Origin of the sequence: Endozoicomonas sp. (assembly GCF_965196975.1) — a bacterium.
GTDB lineage: Bacteria > Pseudomonadota > Gammaproteobacteria > Pseudomonadales > Endozoicomonadaceae > Endozoicomonas.
In genome coordinates this window covers 5,826,674-5,845,522 of the sequence record NZ_OZ239981.1, presented here as the reverse complement: position 1 = coordinate 5,845,522, position 18,849 = coordinate 5,826,674, and the positions used below count along the sequence as shown (strand labels likewise).

Below are 18,849 nucleotides of genomic sequence, written 5' to 3'. Positions count from 1 at the left end.
GGCTTATTAAGATAGGTTGACAAGCTGACTCTATAAATAACCTATCTGCACTAATAATGGACCGAATTATAATTTTTTCTACTTATCAGGTGTTTTTTTCAACAATCAGAGGGCTTTCAGCCAGGTTATCAACCACAGCACTTCTTATATTTTTTTCCACTACCACAAACACATGGGTCGTTTCGACCAGGCACTTTTTCCAGAACCGCTGTTTTAGGGGTATCCTTCAGTAACTGCAAAGCGGACGAATCTTCTGGCGCGTCCTCATCGACTTCAATATGACAGAACCAGCCGTTATCGATAAACTCTTTTTCCAACTCAGCCTTACGCTCTTCTGACTGCACAGAAATGACAGCAGGGTTTTTCTCAGTACCAAGTCGAGCCTGCTTCTTACCGTCGAATACCCGGTAAGCCTGCTTGTCGTCAATCTGAAGATTAGTCTGGGTATAAAATTTGCCCATTTGATCACCTGCTAAGCTGGGAAAATTGACCTCTCGGAACGAGAGCAAGATGAAATGCAAAACCGAAGCAGTTTACTGGAAGTCCCTGCCTTTAGCCATAAGCTCATTTCTTCCGGTTTCCACTTTCAAACAGAAGAAGCAGCCCTGAAGCATAAAAAATTAAACTAGAATTCCTCTGTTTGCCTCATCAACTGCTTCCAGCCACTTCTACTTTACTCAGACACATACCACTTCATTTATTGCTTCGGAGGAAATATGGGAATCATCGATATCCTTGTTTTTCTAATTGTTGGAGCCATTGCTGGCTTTCTTGCAGGGCAATTATTCAAAGGAAGGAGCTTTGGTCTGACCTGGAATATGATTATCGGAATTATCGGTTCCGTCATTGGTGGGCTGGTCTTTGGTATTCTGGGATTTGCAACCACCAGCCTGCTGGGAAGCATCATTAGTGCAACGGTTGGAGCGATATTACTGCTAATGATTATTCAAAAAATAAAAGCCTGATAATCTCCTGAACATAAAAAACTGAAAATCGCTAGCGGTTTTCCCAGAAGGTCGTATGAAAGCCGCCAGTGTTAAATAAAAGGCTACACTTTACCCCTTATCAACTGATAGTCCATAAATAGTCCAAGTCCCGAATGATGATCACAGAACACTCATACTCTCTGGAAAAACTGGATACCCCCTCTCTGGTTGTTGACTTGGATGTCATGGAGAAAAACCTGAAACGAATGCAGGCATTTGCAAGTCAACATTCACTGGCTCTTCGTCCTCACACCAAGGCACATAAAATCCCTGCACTCGCAGCTATACAAGTTAGTTTGGGAGCTCAAGGTATCTGCGTAGCCAAGCTGGGTGAAGCTGAGGTAATGCTGGCAGGCGGAATAAAGGACATCCTGATTACCACCCCAATTGCCAACTCCATCAAGCTGGAACGATTGACCAACTTATACCTTAAGTATCCTGACGCGCGCATTATCCAGGTTATTGATCATTCAGCCCATGCTATCGCCATCGATCATATTGCCGCCAAACACGGGGTATTGGTTGAGGTACTCATTGAGGCTGAGTGTGGGCAACAGCGTTGTGGTGTTGAGGCTGGTCCTGAGCTGCTGTCACTGATTGAGCTGGTCAATAAGCTACCTGCAGTTAAATATTCAGGAATACAAGCTTATACCGGCCACTTGCAACATGTACGAGATTACCAGGAAAGAGTTCATCTTGCCCGATCTTCTGTGAAGCCTATTTTTGACTTTATAAGCAACCGCTTGACCACCCCAGAGTTAAAACCTGAGATTATTTCCGGTGGAGGCAGTGGTACCTATGATGCCTACGACAACATCCCTTTGACAGAGCTACAGGCTGGCTCATACCTTTTTATGGACTGGGACTATCACTCAATTGGTTCGTCCGACGGGTCAGCATTTTATAAGGATTTTGACTGTGCCCTTAAAGTGTGGACCACCGTGATCAGTCGGCCAGCGCCTGACCGGGCAGTCGTTGATGCTGGCATGAAATGCCTGTCCATTGATTCTGGAATGCCCCATGTAGAGGGCCATGAGGATATCCAGTACCAAACAGGGGGCGATGAGCATGGTATTCTGCACTTTTCTGAGAATAGTCAAAACCTGAGCCTGAACATCGGCGATAGAATCATGATGATTCCAAGTCATTGCGATACAACGCTGAATCAGTTTGACAAACTGTACGGCATTCGCGATGGCATGGTTGAAAAGTGTTGGATCATTGAGGGTCGTGGGCGGAGCGATTAACGCTCCACCTGCAAAGCTTATAAAAGACGAATACCATCTTCATCAATACGAATCAGGCGTTCTTTGTACAGCCCGCCAATCGCCATTTTGAACACACGTTTACTGACCGAGAACTCCCTTTTGACAACAGCAGGGTCAGTACGATCATTAAAAGGCAAAAAGCCCTGCTCAGCCTTCAGCCTTTCAAGAATCTCGGTGCTCAGATCACTCATTCCCTGTTTATCAAAGCCCGGCTTTTTCAGGCATAAATCCAGTTTCTGATCAGGCCGGACTCGTTTAATAAAACCATCAAACTTCATCCCCATCCGAATTGGCCTGTCGATATCCTGGTCAAAAATAACACCCAGGTATTTATTGTCGACTATCGCCGTATAACCAATATCGGTACGGTCACAAATCATCAGTGAAACCGCCTGACCATTACTATATCGATGGGGTTTTGTACTCAGAAATTTACTGATTTTTGAAGACGCAACGATACGGTAACTCTGCTGTTCCTGATAGATATAAACTACATAGAACTGATCTTTGACCATACGATCTTTCTGTTCACTGAAAGGAACCAGCAGCTCTTTTGGCATATTCCAGTCAAGAAAAGCACCAACCCTATTGGTATCAGTAACTTTCAGACAGGCAAACTCCCCCACCTGCGCCTTGGGGCGGAGCGTCGTCGCAATGGGCACATCATCAGAATCCAGGTAGATAAACACATCAAGTTCATCACCTACCTGACACCCTTCGGGTACAAAACGTTTAGGCAGCAAGATATCTTCCAGCATACCCCCATCGAGAAATGCACCAAAATCCAGAAGATTGACCACCTTCAGGTGATTCATTCGACCTATTCTAACCATGAACCTGTCCGACAATAAAAGCGGGTGCGAATTGTATCATTTCAGTGGAAACTCTGCTGTCATCAGTACCATAAATAACGCTACTGTTTTTGCCAGATCAGTGTGCGGTTGTTAGCAGGCATCTCACAATCCGCCAGTAAAATCAGCCCTTGAGAGTCAGCCTCAGCGGTAACTGATTCAAAGTCACGTATTCCCATATGGGAAGCCCTCTGCTTCAAATGCTGGTCAAAGTGGGCATTACTTGGGCTGGTATAGTGCCCCTGATAGTTGAATGGACCGTACAGGCAGAAAACTCCACCACTGGCCAGTAGCTCCCCAATCCGATGAAACATGGCCTGCACTTCAGACCAGGCCATAATATGCGCGGTATTGGCCGAAAAAACACCATCTACACCATCAACAAGCCATTCAATACTGGACACATCCAGTTCAACAGGGGCATAGAGGTTATCCAGCTTTGCTTCAGACAACCAGGAGACAATTCCCGGATGATTCTCTTGTAAATCTGATGTTTGCCACTGAAGCCAGGGCATTTGGCTCGCAAAAAAAACAGCATGCTGGCCAGTACCACTGCCAATTTCCAAAATATGGGAGCACGCTTTAAAGTATGGGAATATCACATCCAGAATGGCTTTCTTGTTATTTTCACAAGCCTGTGAATATGGCTTTTGCATCTTATCTCCGAACAGCAAAATAATTTACCCGCCATTTATGGCGTGAGAATTGCCTTATTAGTGTCATATCAATTAACCAAAATAAACCGTTTTTATTATTAACCAAGCAAGGAGCATCAGGATGAAGTATTTTTCACGCCGCGCCGTAAAACCCGGTGACCTCAACCCTGCATACCGACTGTTTGGCGGCACATTGCTTGCCTGGATAGATGAGGAAGCTGGCATTTATGCTTCCTGCAAAATGGGCCCAGGTAAATTACTGGTGACAAAATACATGTCAGAAATCGACTTTGTCAGCTCTGCAGCCTGTGGCGATATTCTTGAGTTTGGTCTTGAAGTCGTCAGTACTGGTACGACTTCTCTAACACTGTGCTGTGTCGTACGCAATAAAGTAACCAGACAGGTTATTATTGTTATTGATCGTATTGTTTTTGTCTGTGTTGACGAGATGGGCAACCCAGCCGCTCACAATATTGGTGCAGAAAAAGACTCCGGAATGGAAAAAATGTATTAAAACAGTGCAGACAAGACCTGCAGGCACCAAAACGGTGCCTGTAGGTCCTACAATATTATCTGGACTCACCATCCTCAGAGTTTGCTGATTTCAACTCAACTGAAGACTTCACTGCTGATACAAACATCACCTGCCCATTCTGAATTACCTCAGCCAGCACTTCATAATTGCTATCTGGATTAACCAGTTCAGGTGCATAATTCACCATATAATCAACAACATCGACATTCCTGCCGACCTGAATTCGCTCAATGCCAATAATGCCTGCAGGATCATTTGGCATCGAGCTGTCCTGAAGAACAACAATTATCTCGGAACCCGGAGCGAAGGAGCCCTCACTGGCAGCAATCTGGCCATTAATACTGGCAGACTCAGCAACATAAGTCAGTTTCTGATCACCACCGCGATCATTCAGCATAAGGCCATTTGCTTTAAATTCGATGTTATCCAGCTTTGGAAAAGTCGCCAGATACTCTGCCTCCTTGGTCATGAAAGGAGCAGGACAAGCAGCCCGACTTCCCCCCATCGGCGTAAAATGAATCTTGCCATCAGTCACCTGATAACTGCCAAAATAGCGATTACACTGAGCCTGACCACCTATTCTCCCGTCCTGAGCAGTAGCAGGCCGAAGCTCCATGGTGACTCTTGGACCAGAGGCTTTCTGACCATTCATCGACGTCAACACCCAGGTTTTATTTTCCACAAGTTTTGGGTCAACGCTGGTCAGTTTATTGGAGCTGCATCCAAACAAGGCTGCTCCAGCAGCCAAAACGATACAAGATTGAATCAACCTTTTCATGTCATACTCCAGCTACGGGAATAAAGAAAAATCAGGGGAAGACCATCAACGATAGTCTGTAGCGGATGAATGCCTGGGACATCATGGTCTAACATCCATAAAGCATGGCTCTTTAATCAGCCATCAAAACAGAAGCTGATAGAAATAAAGTAGTCGATCATCTGGCATTGCTGCCATTCTAATTTATTGGTTTATAAAACTTTTCACTAGCACCATACACTTTTGCACCTCATCTCATACAAGGCCTGAACCCCATCAAAAAGTAAGTAGTGATTTTTACACTATATTCCTGAATGCTTTCACTGGCAGGTTGTGAGTTTTCAGCTAGATGAGAATAATTCCTATACATTCAGGAGCAAGATTCAGTATCATCAGATGCACTGGCACAGAATCAACAACCGGTATATGACTCTGAAATCTACTGCAGGAAACAAGTTTATCAGTCGGGGTTACAGCCTGGCTGAAGAGATTGCCAATAGTATTACTCATGGACTGGGTGCCCTCTTGAGTGTTGCAGGCCTGACGCTACTGGTAACGTTTGCAGCCCATCAGGCGGATGTATGGCGAGTAGTCAGCTTCAGTATTTACGGTACCACCATGATTCTGTTGTTCCTGGCCTCCACGCTATACCATAGCTTTCAACACCCAAAAACCAAGAAAGTCTTCAAAGTACTGGATCACTGCTCCATCTATCTTTTAATTGCCGGAACTTACACGCCTTTTCTTCTGGTTAGCATGAGAAGCGTAACCGGCTGGATCCTTTTTGCTGTGATATGGACCCTTGCAGCATTAGGCATCATCTTCAAAGTCGTGTTTGGGTCAAAATACAAAAAGCTATCAGTAAGCACTTACATTCTTATGGGTTGGCTGGTTCTGGTTGCATCTGGTGAATTGGCAGATAATTTATCAACCGGTGGAATATATTGGCTGGTTGCCGGAGGGCTCCTTTATACCTTTGGTGTAATTTTTTATTTGTGGAAAAAGCTGCCCTTTAATCATGCGATCTGGCATCTCTTTGTATTAGGAGGATCTGCCTGTCACTTTTTTTCTGTTTTGTTTCATGTGTTACCGCCTGCCTGATTGAATTGAAAGGCTCGTATGAATTTTATGTAAGATTAATGCGAACCTTTCTGAATTTTCTATTGTCGAACTATCACTTTAAATCACTTCATAGAATTAACTTATTGAGCCTTCAGCTGCACCAATAACCAAAGCAAATATTAATCTTCAAGGCGGCCAACCAATTAAGGCAGAAAGTAAAGAAGAACAACGTTCCCTTCCGTGTAAAGTGGGGAGCCATAGCATAAGATCGACAGAGCAGTCATTATGCGCGCCCAGAATTGAGATAAACTCTGCCAATTCATTTGATCAAGCAAGACCTTTAGATGCCAGACAGGGCTCTTGTTGTGACTCAATATCCCCTACTTTCAGACTATGCTCACAAGCTCCTCCCGACAAAGATAATGGTCAGCAGGCTACTCTTGAGCACTTTGAAAAAGAACTGATGTCACTTGCAGGTATAGCTCCTTCAAATTACCCAAGACGCTATCCCCCAGCTGGTAATACTACTCAGCACATATCAAGAACCCCCAAAACAAATGCAAAGTTTGCCGCTGTACATCAGCAGTTAAGGCAGTATTTTGAAAAGGAGCTATCATCCAGTGAATTCGTTGAATACCGGAGAGTTCGTAACATACCGGAGAATTACAACGACTCTTCATTTTCAGACGTATTAAAACTTGAAGCCAGTGTTGGCTTTATATTTCGCCACCACCCAACTTTACAGCGCTTAAGCTTCAGCGGTACTCGTCCCCACATTCTCCTTTTCGCAGATGCTGGCATTAAACATATGTATGATTTAGTACTCGATAGGAGTGCTAGCATAGTGGGAGTAGAAATATTCTACAGTCCAAACAACAAGCCAATCATTCAACAAAAAAATGCATACCCAGAAAATAGTGCTGCAGCTGTAGCTGCCATGCTTGCTTATGAAAGAGGGAAAACCGTTGATCTAAACCGGCTATGCTCAGGAACAGCACTAAACTTAGCAGAAATGATAAAAGAATTGAGGTTTTACGGTCTTGACTATCGTGAAGCTGATACCAGAAAGCCCCTATCCCTTTCTCAGTTATCTAAAGCTGTAGAAGCAAATGGACCAGCAGCAGTTTTACTGAAATACAAAGATGTACATTCAATATGGATTATCGTAGATAATATCGATACAGAATCAGGCAACGTTAGGTGCAGAAACCCTTACAACTGTGAAGAAGTTGATGTTGAGCTGCGGCTATTTTGTAGTATGTGGTTCAACGAAGAAGGTTTTGTACAAGTTAAAGCGGAGAATGAACAAAAATAATATTAAAAAGGGAATTTGCTGGTGGCACTGATAGCCACCAGCAGAGAAATCAACGATTTCCGTTATTATCGCGACGTGGACGACGATCACCACCACGACCGCCTTCACGACGGGCACCACCTTCACGGCGGCCACGACCACCGTCACGACGGCCGCCACGGCGCTCTGCTTGAGGCTCGTCACCAGTCCACAGTTTCAACTCCATTGGGCGGTTGCGAATCTTAGCTCCTTTCAAGGCTTCAATAACACTCTTGTCCATCCCTTCTGGCAGGTAGACTGACGAGCAGTTATCAAACAAACGGATATGACCAATGCTCTGTCCGGAGATTTTACCTTCATTAGCAATGGCACCGACCAGATCACCCGGATTGATTCCCTGGTCACGACCCAGTTCCACACGGTAGCGAACCATTCCATCATTGTTACGCTCACGACCACGCTCACCACGTCTGTCACCATCACGGCGTCTTTCACCGCGATCATGACGATCGCCTCTTTCTCCACGCTCACGGCCTTCACGACGAGGTTGTTCCGGCTCTTTGGCATCCGGGAATGGACGCTCTCTCTGAGCCATAAAGCAAAGTGCTGCCGCCATATCTTCGTAGCTCAGAGCATTTTCCTGTTCGAGCTCCGCAACAATCTCACGGAACACATCCAGCTCTTCGCCCATTTCCATCGCTTTGATGACATCTTCCTTGAACTGACGGATACGAATATCACGTACGTCACTCATGGAAGGCAGGCGCATAGTATCAATGCGCTGTCGTGTAGCACTTTCGATGGCACGAAGCATTCTGCGCTCACGATGCGTAGCAAACAGAATGGCTGTACCTTCACGACCCGCACGGCCAGTACGACCAATACGGTGAACATAGGCTTCCGTATCGTAAGGAATGTCGTAGTTTACTACGTGGCTCATGCGCTCAACGTCAAGCCCCCTGGCCGCTACGTCGGTAGCAATCAGAATATCCAGAGATTTTTTCTTGAGACGATCTACCACTTTCTCACGAAGGGCCTGACTCATATCGCCATTCAGTGCTGCGGCAGCAAAACCACGGGCTTCCAGTTTTTCAGCCAGTTCAACAGTTGCGGTTTTGGTGCGCACGAAAATAATCATGGCATCGAATGGTTCCACTTCCAGAATACGGGTCAGTGCATCCAGTTTATGGAAGCCGCTAACCATGCAGACTTTCTGGGTGATGGTGTCAACCGTTGCTGTTTTGGCTTTAATCTCAACCGTTGCAGGCTCTTTCAGGTGCGTGTCTGCAATTTTACGGATCTGGTAAGGCATAGTGGCAGAGAACAACGCCACCTGACGGTTGGCCGGAGTCTGCTCCATGATCCATTCGATATCATCGACGAAGCCCATGCGCAGCATCTCATCAGCTTCATCCAGAACAACGGTTTTCAGATTGTCCAGTTTCAGGCTTTCGCGACGCAGGTGGTCCATTACACGACCTGGTGTGCCTACAATCACATGAGCGCCACGCTGCAAGCTGCGCAATTGGCCACGCATATCCTGACCACCGTAGACAGGAAGAACATGAAACCCTTTCATATGACGAGCATAACGCTGAAATGCTTCTGCCACCTGAATGGCCAGCTCACGGGTTGGTGTTAATACCAGAACTTGAGGATCACGCTGCCTCAAATCAATGGCTGACAGCAATGGCAATGCAAATGCGGCTGTTTTACCAGTACCGGTCTGCGCTAACCCCAGAAGGTCACGACCTTCCAACAGGTGAGGAATACTTTGTGCCTGAATGGGTGATGGGCTTTCATAGCCAACATCCTGAACAGCCTTGATTACTGCTTCCGACAGAGGAAGGTCCGCAAAAGTCATCGCGTTGTTGGTATCAGTCATTTGATACTCCATAAATTCAATTCTTTACCATAAAAATGCCGCCATCTTGATCTCAAAAGCTGTCAGGTTCAGATCAGACGGCATTTGATGGTCCGGTTAACCGGCTCATGGCTGCTTGGTGCTGGCGACGCTTGGCGCAAACAGAAATGGAATGGCAGTGCACATTACCGAGGATGATTCGGAAAATTTGCAGGCCATGGACTTCCTGGTGCCGCTATCCGGAAAAATCGGTCTGATCGAACTCAGAAAGACGTTACCGAATCGCCTGTGAGGTCCACGACTGCGTTTGGAGAGGCTTGATGAACAAGCTTGGCCTGCATTGGCAGAGGATAATAAGATCTATTGATCTTCCAGCGGCTGAACTCTCGATAGAGTGGGCAAGTTTTCTTTTCAGCCGGATTAAATGCAGGAAACGAAGCGCCAGGACTTCCCAACAAAACCCCTGCGTCCATCAGAAGGGCTACGCACGGGGATAGAAAAAGGTCACATAGTTTAGCGTGTTTTTTAGACAGTGAATACTGTTTTTATTCATTAATGACTAGGGGATTATCGCATCTACGGATATTCCCCCGGAAAATGCCTTAACCGTTCAGTTTATGGGAGCATTCGGCCTCTGGCACTTACATACAACTGGTACCATTGTTCACGACTCAACTCGATAGTTTCCGCCTCTCGACAGGCCCTGATACGCTTGGCATTGGTCGTTCCAATCACCGGCTGGATGCCTGCAGGGTGGCGCATCAGCCAAGCCAATACAATGGCCTCTCTGGAAACACCCAGCTCCTCTGAAAGCGCCTTGACCAGACTGGCAGTTTCCTGAATAGCACCAGACTCTCCATGGACATCTTTCCCGGTAAACACACCTTTGCTCAAACAGCCCCAGGCCTGAAGCTGGATATTGTGGCTGCGACAGTATTCAATGGTCCCTGGCGTAAAACTGACTGCCTGCCCTTCAGCGTGATTGACCAGTACGCCTTCATCCAGCCAGTCCAGATGGGTCAGGCTCATCTGCAACTGATTGACCACGATAGGCTGATCAAGAAATGACTGAAGGTATTTAATCTGGTGACCATTCATATTTGACACGCCGAAGTGCTTAACTTTACCGTCCTTCTGCAGCTGATGAAACGCCTCGGCCACTTCCTCCGGCTGCATGAGCGGATCCGGTCTGTGCAGCAGCAGAAGATCCAGATAATCGGTATTCAAACGGGTAAGGCTGTTTTCAACACTGCGAAGGATCCAGTCTTGAGAGAAGTCGTAGCGATTGGGAATGCTTCCTTCGGCAAAGCGAATGCCGCACTTGCTTTGCAGGAATATGTCTTCCCGCAACCCCGGCCTCTCAGCCAATACCCCGCCAAACACCTGCTCAGCCTTGCCACGGGTATAAATATCCGCGTGGTCAAAAAAGTTTATGCCGCTCTCCAGAGCACTGTCCAGAAACTGGTGTGCCTGCATCATATGATCTTTTGACACCGGGCGATTATCCCAGTCTCCACCCAACCCCATACAGCCCGCTGCAATCCTGCTGGCTTCAGGTAAGAAAATAGTCAGGGGAATTCGGTTCATAAGACTCCAACCCAATCGGGTTACTTATACATTATGGTGCAGGCATAGTAACAGCCAACCTCCGGGTTATCTATTCCCCCTCATCCAAGGTCCGATTTCGCCAGGAAAAGACCCCATAGGCAGAAATAATCAGATAACAAAAAGCAGAACAGCATAGAGCCGATTTAATCCCCCACAGATCTGCTGCAATCCCACCAGCAAGAGGAATGACAGCACCACCAACAATGGCCGTGGTAACAATACCGGATGCCTGAGTGGCCACCATGGGAGACAGCCCCTTCATGGCAAGCCCATAAATGACAGGAAACATGGTGGAATTAAATAGCCCAACCAGTGCCACCATCAGAACCGCCATCAATCCATGATTAGTCATTCCCACAACCAATAAGAAGCACGCACCCAAACCAGAAATAATCAACAGATAATCCGACCGGATATACTTCATTAACAAGGAGCCTGACAGCCTGCCAATCAGCATCCCTCCCCAGTACAGAGAAACGAACAGAGACAACTCACTGTAGGGCAGTTCCACCCGTTCAAAGAGGGCATAGTTGATGATAAAGCTACCCAGCAACACCTCTGTTCCAACATAGAAGAAAACGGCAACGGCCCCAAAAATCGTGTGGAGATAACGCCAGGCACTGTCATTTGCAGACTGCTCATCCAAGCGATCCTCAGCAATCAGATCCGGCATGGGAAGCGCGCTATTGACCAGAGCTAATACCAGTAATAACAAGCCGAGAAGCCCATATGGCATCAGGAGAGTCATGGTACCCTGCTGAGTCTCTGATGCGGAGCCTGGGTTCAATAGCTCCGCTCCTGCTGAGTCCAGTATTGCTGGTCCGGCAACCATTGGAGCTACGGTTGTACCTAAAGCAAAAAAAGCGTGCAGGAAAACCAGCCTCTGGTGTTCAGTCGATGGATCACCCAATGCAGCACCGTAAGGACTGGATACAACCTGCAGAAAACTGATACCGGATGCCACGACAAACAGCGTAATCAAAAAGGCATAATAATTATCCAGATACCAGGCAAACAAAAACAGCAAACACCCCAAGGCAGCAATGAGATAGCCGGAAACCATCCCTGTCCTGTATGAAGTCCACCGGACTATCTGGCCACAGGGGTAGCTGTTCACCATATAAGCCAGAAACCAGACCACTTGAATCAGTAAAGCCTGAAAATAGCTGAGTTCAAAAACGGCTTTCAGATGAGGTATAAGAACATCATTCAGAGAAGTCAGAACACCCATCATAAAAAACAGGACAGCAATGGCTACCAGTGCCACATGCCTTGTCGTGACAACATATGAACTGATCATTTGACGTAACTATTCAGCACCCAGCAAAGGCGTATTGTTGTAATTTCGAACCGCTTTAAGAAGCGCCTGAAATATGTTCAACCCCTGCTTTTTAGCAGATGATAAATAGCTTCGGATTCGGGTAAACATGGTACCTCCGTCTTCGCTTCTGAAGCAGCCTGAGATCTTCTGCTTAAGTTTGGCCATCCTGGCATCACGTTCACTGCCATTGTTATCGAAGGGAATTGAAAAGTCCGACATGAAGCGCAACGTTTCAACCTTAAACTCAATAAGCCTTTTGAACAGGTTGTAGGCCTTGGTATTCCTGACCTTCTTACGTCCAAGCACCTGTCGTTGTTTTTCCATATAAGCGGTTTCCTTCGTGAGAGCCCTTTGAAGGATTTGGTCGTATATCGTCTCAATGCGAAGCTGTATTGCACCAGGCATTTGAGTCAGACCGGCTGCTTTGTATTTCTTGCAGAAGTGCCAGGAGAGCGTAAGCAATTTCATCAGCCGCAGAGCCAGCTTATTCGCATCCCTATCGACAACTCCCTGAAGCTCTCTCAGATGATGGGCATTACAAAGCACATGCACTGCCGCATAGGCAAAGTAGGACTTCCAATGATCGTGAACCAGAATGCCTGCAAAAGTCAGCAGGATGCCCATTGCATCCATTGCTTCACAACCTCGCCTTTCTGAGAGGTAGTAAAGCGTCCATTGGTCATCTCGCATAATGTGTAACCACCACAGTGAACCGTCAACCCGCATGCCAGTTTCATCCGCTCCTGCAACCGGACTTTCTTGTAAAGCATCGCGGATACTCTGCTCAGTAGAGGCCAGGTTCTCATGGGTATAGGCAACAAAATTGGCAACAGAGCCTGCGCTGACACTCATGCAATAAATAGTATTGAAATACTCAGACACCCGGTGATATGGGATGAAGTGATACTGGTTTAAATGAACAGCCATTGCCTGAGTCACTTCTCCGTATTGAGCAGCGGCTTTCACTCCTTGGGGAAACTCAGCGGTGTTCCGTTTACCACAAGGACATACTTTAACGTCTGCCCAGTACGCGGTAACTTCAAATTCTCCGGGTCTACCTGGATCAAAAACCTGTCGCTCAATGTATTTGGTGGGTTTAATATCGATAAGCGAAGACTGGCAACAGCAACATTTTTCAACCTTCAGATGCCTGACATAATCGGGTAAGGCGACACGTCTCAAACAAGAGCCTTGATGACCTTTCTGGCCACCTGGTTTATTGCCTGAAGATGGTCTAAGGCTTTTGGGGTTCGGTGTTTCCTGTGAGGAGCAGGGGGCTTCTTTGGAAGATGTATCACCTTTATCACTCCCTTTTTTACTGGGCTTTTGATAACCATCTGACGATGGTGGCTTACTACTGTTTTGACTGTTTTTATTAACCCTTTCTTCCAGTTCGCTGCAACGTTCCCGTAAAAGCGCATTCTCGGTCCGAAGCTCTTCATTCTCTTTAAGGAGAGCTTCGGTAAACGGAGTAGCTGGGAAGTCTGGTTCCATACTGGAGATTTGTTAGAAAAATTGAGTATAAGATGATGGTCGAAAAATCAGAAAATTCCAGATTTATATGAAGGGTGCTGAATAGTTACAATCTAGCAATAAACGGCAGATATTGATCTAAAAAAACGGGAGCATAGCTCCCGTTTTTTATTCTTCTGACTGGCTATTCATCGCTTTACGAATACAGAGAGCCGCGCCCCCCCAGGTAACACCAAAACCAAAGCTCATCATGGCAATTGCAGCAAACGTCATATCAAGCCTCCACAGGCATTGGAAAAGGGCGACGGGTAGAAATCAGGCAGCTGACAACCACCATGGTAGCCACCATTCCCCAGCCAAACAGCATCTGATCAGCAGAAGCGTAACCACCATAGTTCTCAGTTGCTGCAGTGATCAGGTTATTGCCCACAATCACTAACAACAGACCTACGCAGAGGTAGCGAATACAGAACTCCCACCAGGAACCAACCACAATCTCAGAGATGTTATTAACGTAACCACGCATTTCAGGAAGCTTTTTAAACACCCAGGCCAACAGGAGCAGCTCGATCAGGCAGCTTCCCAGTAACGCAATGTTATTAATGTAGTAATCAACAATATCCAGCAGTAACAATCCGCCATTCGTCGCATACGCCATAGAGATCAGCGCACCGGCACCACAGATGACTGCAGCCGTTCTACGACGAGTCCAGCCCAGCTTATCCATAGCTGAAGAGACAATGGCTTCCATAATAGAGATATGGGAACTCATGCCGGCAACAACCAGGGCAATAAAGAACATGGGGCCAAGCAACCAGGGCATAGGCAGCAGATTAATTGCAGTTGGAATGGTGACAAAGGCAAGCCCAACACCTGAACTGACCACTTCAGTCAGGGATACACCCTGTTGTCCAGCCATGTAGCCCAGCACAGCGAAAATCATAACGCCAGCCATCATGGAAAAGCCGCAGTTAATAAAGACGGTCATGATTGCATTATTATTGATATCTGACTTTTCAGGCAGATAACTGGAGTACGCGATCATAATGGCAAAGCCAACACTCAGGGTGAAAAAGATCTGCCCATAAGCAGCTGACCACACCTTAGGATTCAACAACGCCGAGAAGTCAGGCTTGAACATCCAGTTTACGCCATCAGCCGCACCCGGAAGCATCAAAACCCGCAGGGTCAGTACAACCACCATGATAAACAATAAAGGCATCATAATTTTGCCCAGTCGTTCAATGCCGGTTCGAACTCCGGTAAAAGTGGCGTAGAAACTTACCGCCCAGGCCAGGAGGATCGGTGCAACAATGTGCCATTGCAGTGAACCAAGGGCAGAAGGACTGTTATCGCCCCCCAACTGAAGATACTCTCCAAAGAAAAATGCGTTGGCATCGGCTCCCCAGCTCTGAGTGAAGGAGAAACCAAGATAAGAGATACTCCAGCCAATGACTGCTACGTAGTAGCAGGCAATAATCGCTGCCACCAATACCTGAAACCATCCCAGGTATTCCATTTTACTGTGCAGTTTGGCGAATGCTCTTGGAGCAGAGCTGCGCAGTTTCTGCCCCAGGCCGAATTCCAGAATCATAAATGGAATACCAGCCGTCAGCATGGCGAAGAAATAAGGAATAAGAAAAGCGCCCCCACCATTTTCATAGGTCATGTAGGGGAAACGCCAGATATTACCAAGACCAATTGCAGAGCCTACGGCGGCGAGAATAAACCCGGTGCGTGAGGCCCACTGTTCCCGTTGCATACATCACTCCATTGCAACAAGTAATACGGAACCAGTTCCATATACTGAAATCGAGAAAAAGGGATTGTGCCTGTTACCGCTGATCCGGGGTGTAGGATCGAAAGGCCTTTGACGACAGGGGTGATTGTCCGACAAAGAAGTTACGGCATGCGCAGCGGGTAGCTGCAGGTATCAATGAAAAACGTAAACTTATAGTAATTTTCCACTAACCAGTGAATGCTTTTTACAAAACTGCAAGCACGCACGCATTGATGCAAGTCAAAAAAAACACACATTTTACTACCGGCCGAACCTTGATTATCTACTCAAGGCTCTTAATCAGCAGAATAGTATTTGACTGAACCCTACAAAAAGCGTGATATTTCATGAGGCCGTTTCATTCTGGAGTAACATCATGAAGCGCTATTTTTCAGTCCTGTTTTTTTTGCTGGTTCCTATGGCAAGCACTGCTGATTTTGGCTCAATTTTTGAGGGCAAATACATCTGGGGACATGAAGTTCACAGCTTTACCCCATGCGGTAGCAATGTGTCTTACTGGGTCAGTTTTGACTGGGCTGGACGGGAAATGCAGAACTTCTATAAAACAAATACTACCCAGCCATACCAACCTATGTACCTTAAGTTTCGCGGGCATCTTCTGGATGAAGAGGTTGATGGTTTTGCTGAGCAGTTCGATGGATTGATTCGCATCAGTGAAGTAAAAGCTTATTCGACCGACCTTCCACCACATTGCAAATAAGATCCAGATTCGACTTGGATAAAAATATACATATTCAGAAAGCCAATCATCTATTACCGGAGCTTATCTTTCATATCGTTTGTCAAAACAGCATGGCCAAGATAATGGCTTTCAAAAACACTAATATTTCCACTTTGAGTGTTAGCAAATTCCGACATACGAGCACCTTTTGGAATCACAGGGTCATAAGTATGGTTTAGAACCTTCACCGCGACTCCTCGATCTATCAGTTTACGCATAGGCGTTTCAGCATCAAGGTTACCACCTACCATCCACCCCAAAAAATCTGCAAGCCGGGGTCTGCTTGGAATGACAACCCTTGACGTTGTGGTAAAAGAATCATGAGACAGTAACTTGACCCTTGAGTCATCCTGCCCCCCCTTTGCTTCAAGGTGCCTTTGAAGGGAAGCTGTTGCGACTCCTCCTCCAAGAGAACTACCAGCCACATATACATGCTGAAATCGTTCAAGCGCATATCCCAAAGCAGTGACACCATCCTGCACAACTGTTTCATAGGTTGAGAAAGGAAAATAACCTAACACTCCATCAGTTTGGTTTAGCCCCGTACCTCTGTAATCATAAAGAATAACTGGACATTTCATTTCTGACTGGATTTGACCAGGTGTTGACAAAGGATGGAGATGTCCTGTTTGTAGTAGCTGTGAAAGAACGATGCCATTTGGGTTGTGATAAAGAATACATTGTTCATTTTTTCGATCCCAATCGGAAGGAAAACAAATTACACCATTTAATACGCCCAAATCAGTTTTAATTTTGAGTGACTCAGTTCGACGACCGTTGGTATTGCCTGTCTCACAGGCTGCTGCAACAATCTCACGACTTTTTTGCAAATCTGGAAATCCTCGAAGCTCCGGGATCAGATCAGGAAAATGCTTTCCAAGCCATGGAAACAACTGAGATGGCACCATGGCTATACCAACAAACTTGGCAACGCCCAACCTGTTTTCAATCATCCAATTAAAGGGAAAGAGAGCAATTGAAATGGATCTTGAAAAAATTGAACAGCAAATTCCAGGAATGGAACAAATGAGATCCTTCGCTTGGGATAAGTAACTGCGAGGCTCGATGATTTCAGTTGAACGCCCATCCATGTAAGGTCGTTCATCTCCAGTGGCGCATGCATCCTGCATTCTGCTCCTAAATAAGGCCGATTCATCAGTGTATCTACCAGCAACTGTTCCGTAAGCCATTACAACCTCTTTCTTCTAAACATAACTCTTAACTGAGTTCGTCCTTTTTCGTCATGCCTTCATGTTTTAGTACTTATGTACAAGTAGTAAGGAATTTAGACAAGACCCAATACTTAAAGTTCATTGTTTATCCTTTTCCTGTCTAACTATGATGGTTTTAACTTTCAGAAGTGAGTGTAATAAATTAATGAAACTGACCATTACTCAAATAGATATTCAACGCGATGTGCGACTTTGTCTGAAACTATCTCAAATTACTAGCCCGGATATTTCATAAACTGCCCCGAATCTCGGGCAGGACTTTGTCGCCCTAAGGGATTTTGTGAGGGAGTGCCGTACCGGGGAGTACGGTCGACCGAGCAAAACTCCCTTAGGGCGGCAAAGGACAAGCGAGAACGGGAGCACGTTTATGAAATATCCGGGCTAGCATGATGGTAAGTCCAAGTTGTATCTTCAAAATCACGCAATTATTTGCTTTCCGTTTTTTAATCTTCGGAAATAAGGTTCTCAAACTGTATTGCAGGACGACCAGCAATTATATTCAGATAAGAACCAATATTATGTGCCAGTAACTTCCGAGCGATACGTGATGTCATATGCCATCTATCTCGACAATGGCACTTTTCTATTTCAAAGCGCTCTGTCAATTGACCTATCACTGTTTCTATTCTCCGTCGTACCCGTAATACCAGCTTTACAAACGACTTCGGACGTTCATCTTGCATGTTTTTTCTCAGTGGCGTCTGAAGATCAATACCTAATTTTTGACAATCAGCTTTAAACTCAGGCCTTATATAGCCCTTATCGCCAAGCAAGAGGCCAGAAATGGTCTCGAGCATGTCATAGGCTGCATCACGCTCATCTACGTTCGCTGCGGTCAGAGTAAAACCCACAGGAATCCCTCGTGCTTCAACCAGCAAATGCCCCTGAAAGCCATAGAACTTCTTGTCCTTGGAAGCGCAGTAACCATAACCAGCCTCAGCTTTAAAGATACGGCTCTGTGGTGCACGGGTTCTGACGACAACATCAATCGGAAAACCATCGATTAAATGGATATCTGCATTATCTGCATGCATCATCTGGACTATACGAATTTGCAGTCGTTGTTTCACATGCCATAAGTTGGCGGCCTGTTTGACAAATGCCGAGCGTGAAGGAATGTCAGGAAACAGGTGTCGCCAGTGTCGGGTAAAATACTTCCAAATCTCAGTGTCCTTATGATGCCCAAGCCATTCACCGACAACTTCCATGGTGATCGCTTCACTATCAGTGAGCTTTGGTGGAAACCCTCGAAGTCGCAGTGGTACAGGAAAAAGCTCTTTTACCAAATCGTCGATCAAGCAGTAGACTGTAGTGATAAACTCTTCAACGGGCATGACTGAAACCTTCTTTGCTTTCTACTGCTTTTAATAGCAGAAAGCATGATCAGTCATGTCTCCTTATGCAAACCTAAAAGTCGCAC

General features: G+C 46.0%; 18 protein-coding genes. 6 read left to right on the top strand and 12 right to left on the bottom strand.

The window, feature by feature from the left end; genetic code table 11:
• Nucleotides 1-128 precede the first annotated feature (128 nt).
• Nucleotides 129-461 carry a PBPRA1643 family SWIM/SEC-C metal-binding motif protein gene (locus ACOCLE_RS25825; protein WP_419534854.1) on the bottom strand — a complete coding sequence of 111 codons (333 nt, stop codon included), beginning with the start codon at nt 459-461 and terminating at the stop codon, nt 129-131.
• 255 nt (nt 462-716) lie between these two features.
• Here ACOCLE_RS25825 and ACOCLE_RS25820 point away from each other — a divergent pair, with 255 nt between their 5' ends.
• The gene (locus ACOCLE_RS25820; protein WP_419534853.1) at nt 717-965 is read left to right on the top strand and encodes a GlsB/YeaQ/YmgE family stress response membrane protein; all 249 of its coding nucleotides are present in this window, start codon (nt 717-719) and stop codon (nt 963-965) included.
• Between the two features lie 206 nt (nt 966-1,171).
• Entirely contained in the window at nt 1,172-2,233 is a 1,062-nt protein-coding gene (locus ACOCLE_RS25815) for a DSD1 family PLP-dependent enzyme (protein ID WP_419537267.1), read from the top strand.
• 17 nt (nt 2,234-2,250) lie between these two features.
• Here ACOCLE_RS25815 and ACOCLE_RS25810 read toward each other — a convergent pair whose 3' ends face one another.
• Both ACOCLE_RS25810 and ACOCLE_RS25805 read right to left on the bottom strand, forming a co-directional pair.
• On the bottom strand, nt 2,251-3,069 hold the full coding sequence (locus ACOCLE_RS25810; protein ID WP_419534852.1) for a S1 RNA-binding domain-containing protein: 819 nt from the start codon (nt 3,067-3,069) through the stop codon (nt 2,251-2,253).
• A gap of 98 nt (nt 3,070-3,167) precedes the next feature.
• Nucleotides 3,168-3,761 carry a DUF938 domain-containing protein gene (locus ACOCLE_RS25805; protein WP_419534851.1) on the bottom strand — a complete coding sequence of 198 codons (594 nt, stop codon included), beginning with the start codon at nt 3,759-3,761 and terminating at the stop codon, nt 3,168-3,170.
• A 121-nt stretch (nt 3,762-3,882) separates the two neighbouring features.
• Here ACOCLE_RS25805 and ACOCLE_RS25800 point away from each other — a divergent pair, with 121 nt between their 5' ends.
• The gene (locus tag ACOCLE_RS25800) at nt 3,883-4,275 is read left to right on the top strand and encodes an acyl-CoA thioesterase (RefSeq protein ID WP_419534850.1); all 393 of its coding nucleotides are present in this window, start codon (nt 3,883-3,885) and stop codon (nt 4,273-4,275) included.
• Between the two features lie 55 nt (nt 4,276-4,330).
• Here the strand turns inward: ACOCLE_RS25800 and ACOCLE_RS25795 are convergent, their stop codons facing one another.
• Complete coding sequence (locus ACOCLE_RS25795) at nt 4,331-5,074, bottom strand: META domain-containing protein (protein ID WP_419534849.1); 744 nt, start codon at nt 5,072-5,074, stop codon at nt 4,331-4,333.
• A gap of 405 nt (nt 5,075-5,479) precedes the next feature.
• On the opposite strand from ACOCLE_RS25795, the gene trhA reads away from it, so the two are divergent.
• On the top strand, nt 5,480-6,154 hold the full coding sequence (gene trhA, locus ACOCLE_RS25790; protein WP_419534848.1) for a PAQR family membrane homeostasis protein TrhA: 675 nt from the start codon (nt 5,480-5,482) through the stop codon (nt 6,152-6,154).
• A 424-nt stretch (nt 6,155-6,578) separates the two neighbouring features.
• Nucleotides 6,579-7,430 carry a hypothetical protein gene (locus ACOCLE_RS25785; RefSeq protein ID WP_419534847.1) on the top strand — a complete coding sequence of 284 codons (852 nt, stop codon included), beginning with the start codon at nt 6,579-6,581 and terminating at the stop codon, nt 7,428-7,430.
• Between the two features lie 49 nt (nt 7,431-7,479).
• On the opposite strand, the gene ACOCLE_RS25780 is transcribed toward ACOCLE_RS25785, so the two are convergent.
• The 6 genes from ACOCLE_RS25780 to ACOCLE_RS25755 form a co-directional block, all read right to left on the bottom strand.
• Nucleotides 7,480-9,294 (bottom strand): DEAD/DEAH box helicase, encoded by a 1,815-nt coding sequence (locus tag ACOCLE_RS25780; protein ID WP_419534846.1) that lies wholly within the window; start codon nt 9,292-9,294, stop codon nt 7,480-7,482.
• 594 nt (nt 9,295-9,888) lie between these two features.
• Nucleotides 9,889-10,860, bottom strand: coding sequence for an aldo/keto reductase (locus ACOCLE_RS25775; RefSeq protein ID WP_419534845.1), 972 nt, complete (start codon nt 10,858-10,860; stop codon nt 9,889-9,891).
• A gap of 70 nt (nt 10,861-10,930) precedes the next feature.
• Complete coding sequence (gene gluP, locus ACOCLE_RS25770) at nt 10,931-12,181, bottom strand: glucose/galactose MFS transporter (protein WP_419534844.1); 1,251 nt, start codon at nt 12,179-12,181, stop codon at nt 10,931-10,933.
• Between the two features lie 9 nt (nt 12,182-12,190).
• Entirely contained in the window at nt 12,191-13,696 is a 1,506-nt protein-coding gene (gene tnpC, locus ACOCLE_RS25765) for an IS66 family transposase (protein WP_419532963.1), read from the bottom strand.
• A gap of 147 nt (nt 13,697-13,843) precedes the next feature.
• A complete protein-coding gene (locus tag ACOCLE_RS25760) occupies nt 13,844-13,948 on the bottom strand; it encodes a MetS family NSS transporter small subunit (protein ID WP_419534843.1) in 105 nt (34 codons plus the stop codon).
• Nucleotide 13,949: 1 nt separating this feature from the next.
• A complete protein-coding gene (locus ACOCLE_RS25755) occupies nt 13,950-15,437 on the bottom strand; it encodes a sodium-dependent transporter (protein ID WP_419534842.1) in 1,488 nt (495 codons plus the stop codon).
• Nucleotides 15,438-15,831: 394 nt separating this feature from the next.
• Here ACOCLE_RS25755 and ACOCLE_RS25750 point away from each other — a divergent pair, with 394 nt between their 5' ends.
• Nucleotides 15,832-16,176 (top strand): hypothetical protein, encoded by a 345-nt coding sequence (locus ACOCLE_RS25750; RefSeq protein WP_419534841.1) that lies wholly within the window; start codon nt 15,832-15,834, stop codon nt 16,174-16,176.
• A gap of 53 nt (nt 16,177-16,229) precedes the next feature.
• On the opposite strand, the gene ACOCLE_RS25745 is transcribed toward ACOCLE_RS25750, so the two are convergent.
• Both ACOCLE_RS25745 and ACOCLE_RS25740 read right to left on the bottom strand, forming a co-directional pair.
• A complete protein-coding gene (locus ACOCLE_RS25745; RefSeq protein ID WP_419534840.1) occupies nt 16,230-17,387 on the bottom strand; it encodes a hypothetical protein in 1,158 nt (385 codons plus the stop codon).
• 485 nt (nt 17,388-17,872) lie between these two features.
• On the bottom strand, nt 17,873-18,763 hold the full coding sequence (locus ACOCLE_RS25740; RefSeq protein ID WP_419534839.1) for an IS982 family transposase: 891 nt from the start codon (nt 18,761-18,763) through the stop codon (nt 17,873-17,875).
• Nucleotides 18,764-18,849 lie beyond the last annotated feature (86 nt).

Bases quoted from the DNA above. Each gene is read 5' to 3' on its own strand.
- ACOCLE_RS25825 (WP_419534854.1), bottom strand. From the start codon at position 461: ATGGGCAAATTTTATACCCAGACTAATCTTCAGATTGACGACAAGCAG.
- ACOCLE_RS25820 (WP_419534853.1), top strand. From the start codon at position 717: ATGGGAATCATCGATATCCTTGTTTTTCTAATTGTTGGAGCCATTGCT.
- ACOCLE_RS25815 (WP_419537267.1), top strand. From the start codon at position 1,172: ATGGAGAAAAACCTGAAACGAATGCAGGCATTTGCAAGTCAACATTCA.
- ACOCLE_RS25810 (WP_419534852.1), bottom strand. From the start codon at position 3,069: ATGAATCACCTGAAGGTGGTCAATCTTCTGGATTTTGGTGCATTTCTC.
- ACOCLE_RS25805 (WP_419534851.1), bottom strand. From the start codon at position 3,761: ATGCAAAAGCCATATTCACAGGCTTGTGAAAATAACAAGAAAGCCATT.
- ACOCLE_RS25800 (WP_419534850.1), top strand. From the start codon at position 3,883: ATGAAGTATTTTTCACGCCGCGCCGTAAAACCCGGTGACCTCAACCCT.
- ACOCLE_RS25795 (WP_419534849.1), bottom strand. From the start codon at position 5,074: ATGAAAAGGTTGATTCAATCTTGTATCGTTTTGGCTGCTGGAGCAGCC.
- trhA (WP_419534848.1), top strand. From the start codon at position 5,480: ATGACTCTGAAATCTACTGCAGGAAACAAGTTTATCAGTCGGGGTTAC.
- ACOCLE_RS25785 (WP_419534847.1), top strand. From the start codon at position 6,579: ATGTCACTTGCAGGTATAGCTCCTTCAAATTACCCAAGACGCTATCCC.
- ACOCLE_RS25780 (WP_419534846.1), bottom strand. From the start codon at position 9,294: ATGACTGATACCAACAACGCGATGACTTTTGCGGACCTTCCTCTGTCG.
- ACOCLE_RS25775 (WP_419534845.1), bottom strand. From the start codon at position 10,860: ATGAACCGAATTCCCCTGACTATTTTCTTACCTGAAGCCAGCAGGATT.
- gluP (WP_419534844.1), bottom strand. From the start codon at position 12,181: ATGATCAGTTCATATGTTGTCACGACAAGGCATGTGGCACTGGTAGCC.
- tnpC (WP_419532963.1), bottom strand. From the start codon at position 13,696: ATGGAACCAGACTTCCCAGCTACTCCGTTTACCGAAGCTCTCCTTAAA.
- ACOCLE_RS25760 (WP_419534843.1), bottom strand. From the start codon at position 13,948: ATGACGTTTGCTGCAATTGCCATGATGAGCTTTGGTTTTGGTGTTACC.
- ACOCLE_RS25755 (WP_419534842.1), bottom strand. From the start codon at position 15,437: ATGCAACGGGAACAGTGGGCCTCACGCACCGGGTTTATTCTCGCCGCC.
- ACOCLE_RS25750 (WP_419534841.1), top strand. From the start codon at position 15,832: ATGAAGCGCTATTTTTCAGTCCTGTTTTTTTTGCTGGTTCCTATGGCA.
- ACOCLE_RS25745 (WP_419534840.1), bottom strand. From the start codon at position 17,387: ATGGCTTACGGAACAGTTGCTGGTAGATACACTGATGAATCGGCCTTA.
- ACOCLE_RS25740 (WP_419534839.1), bottom strand. From the start codon at position 18,763: ATGCCCGTTGAAGAGTTTATCACTACAGTCTACTGCTTGATCGACGAT.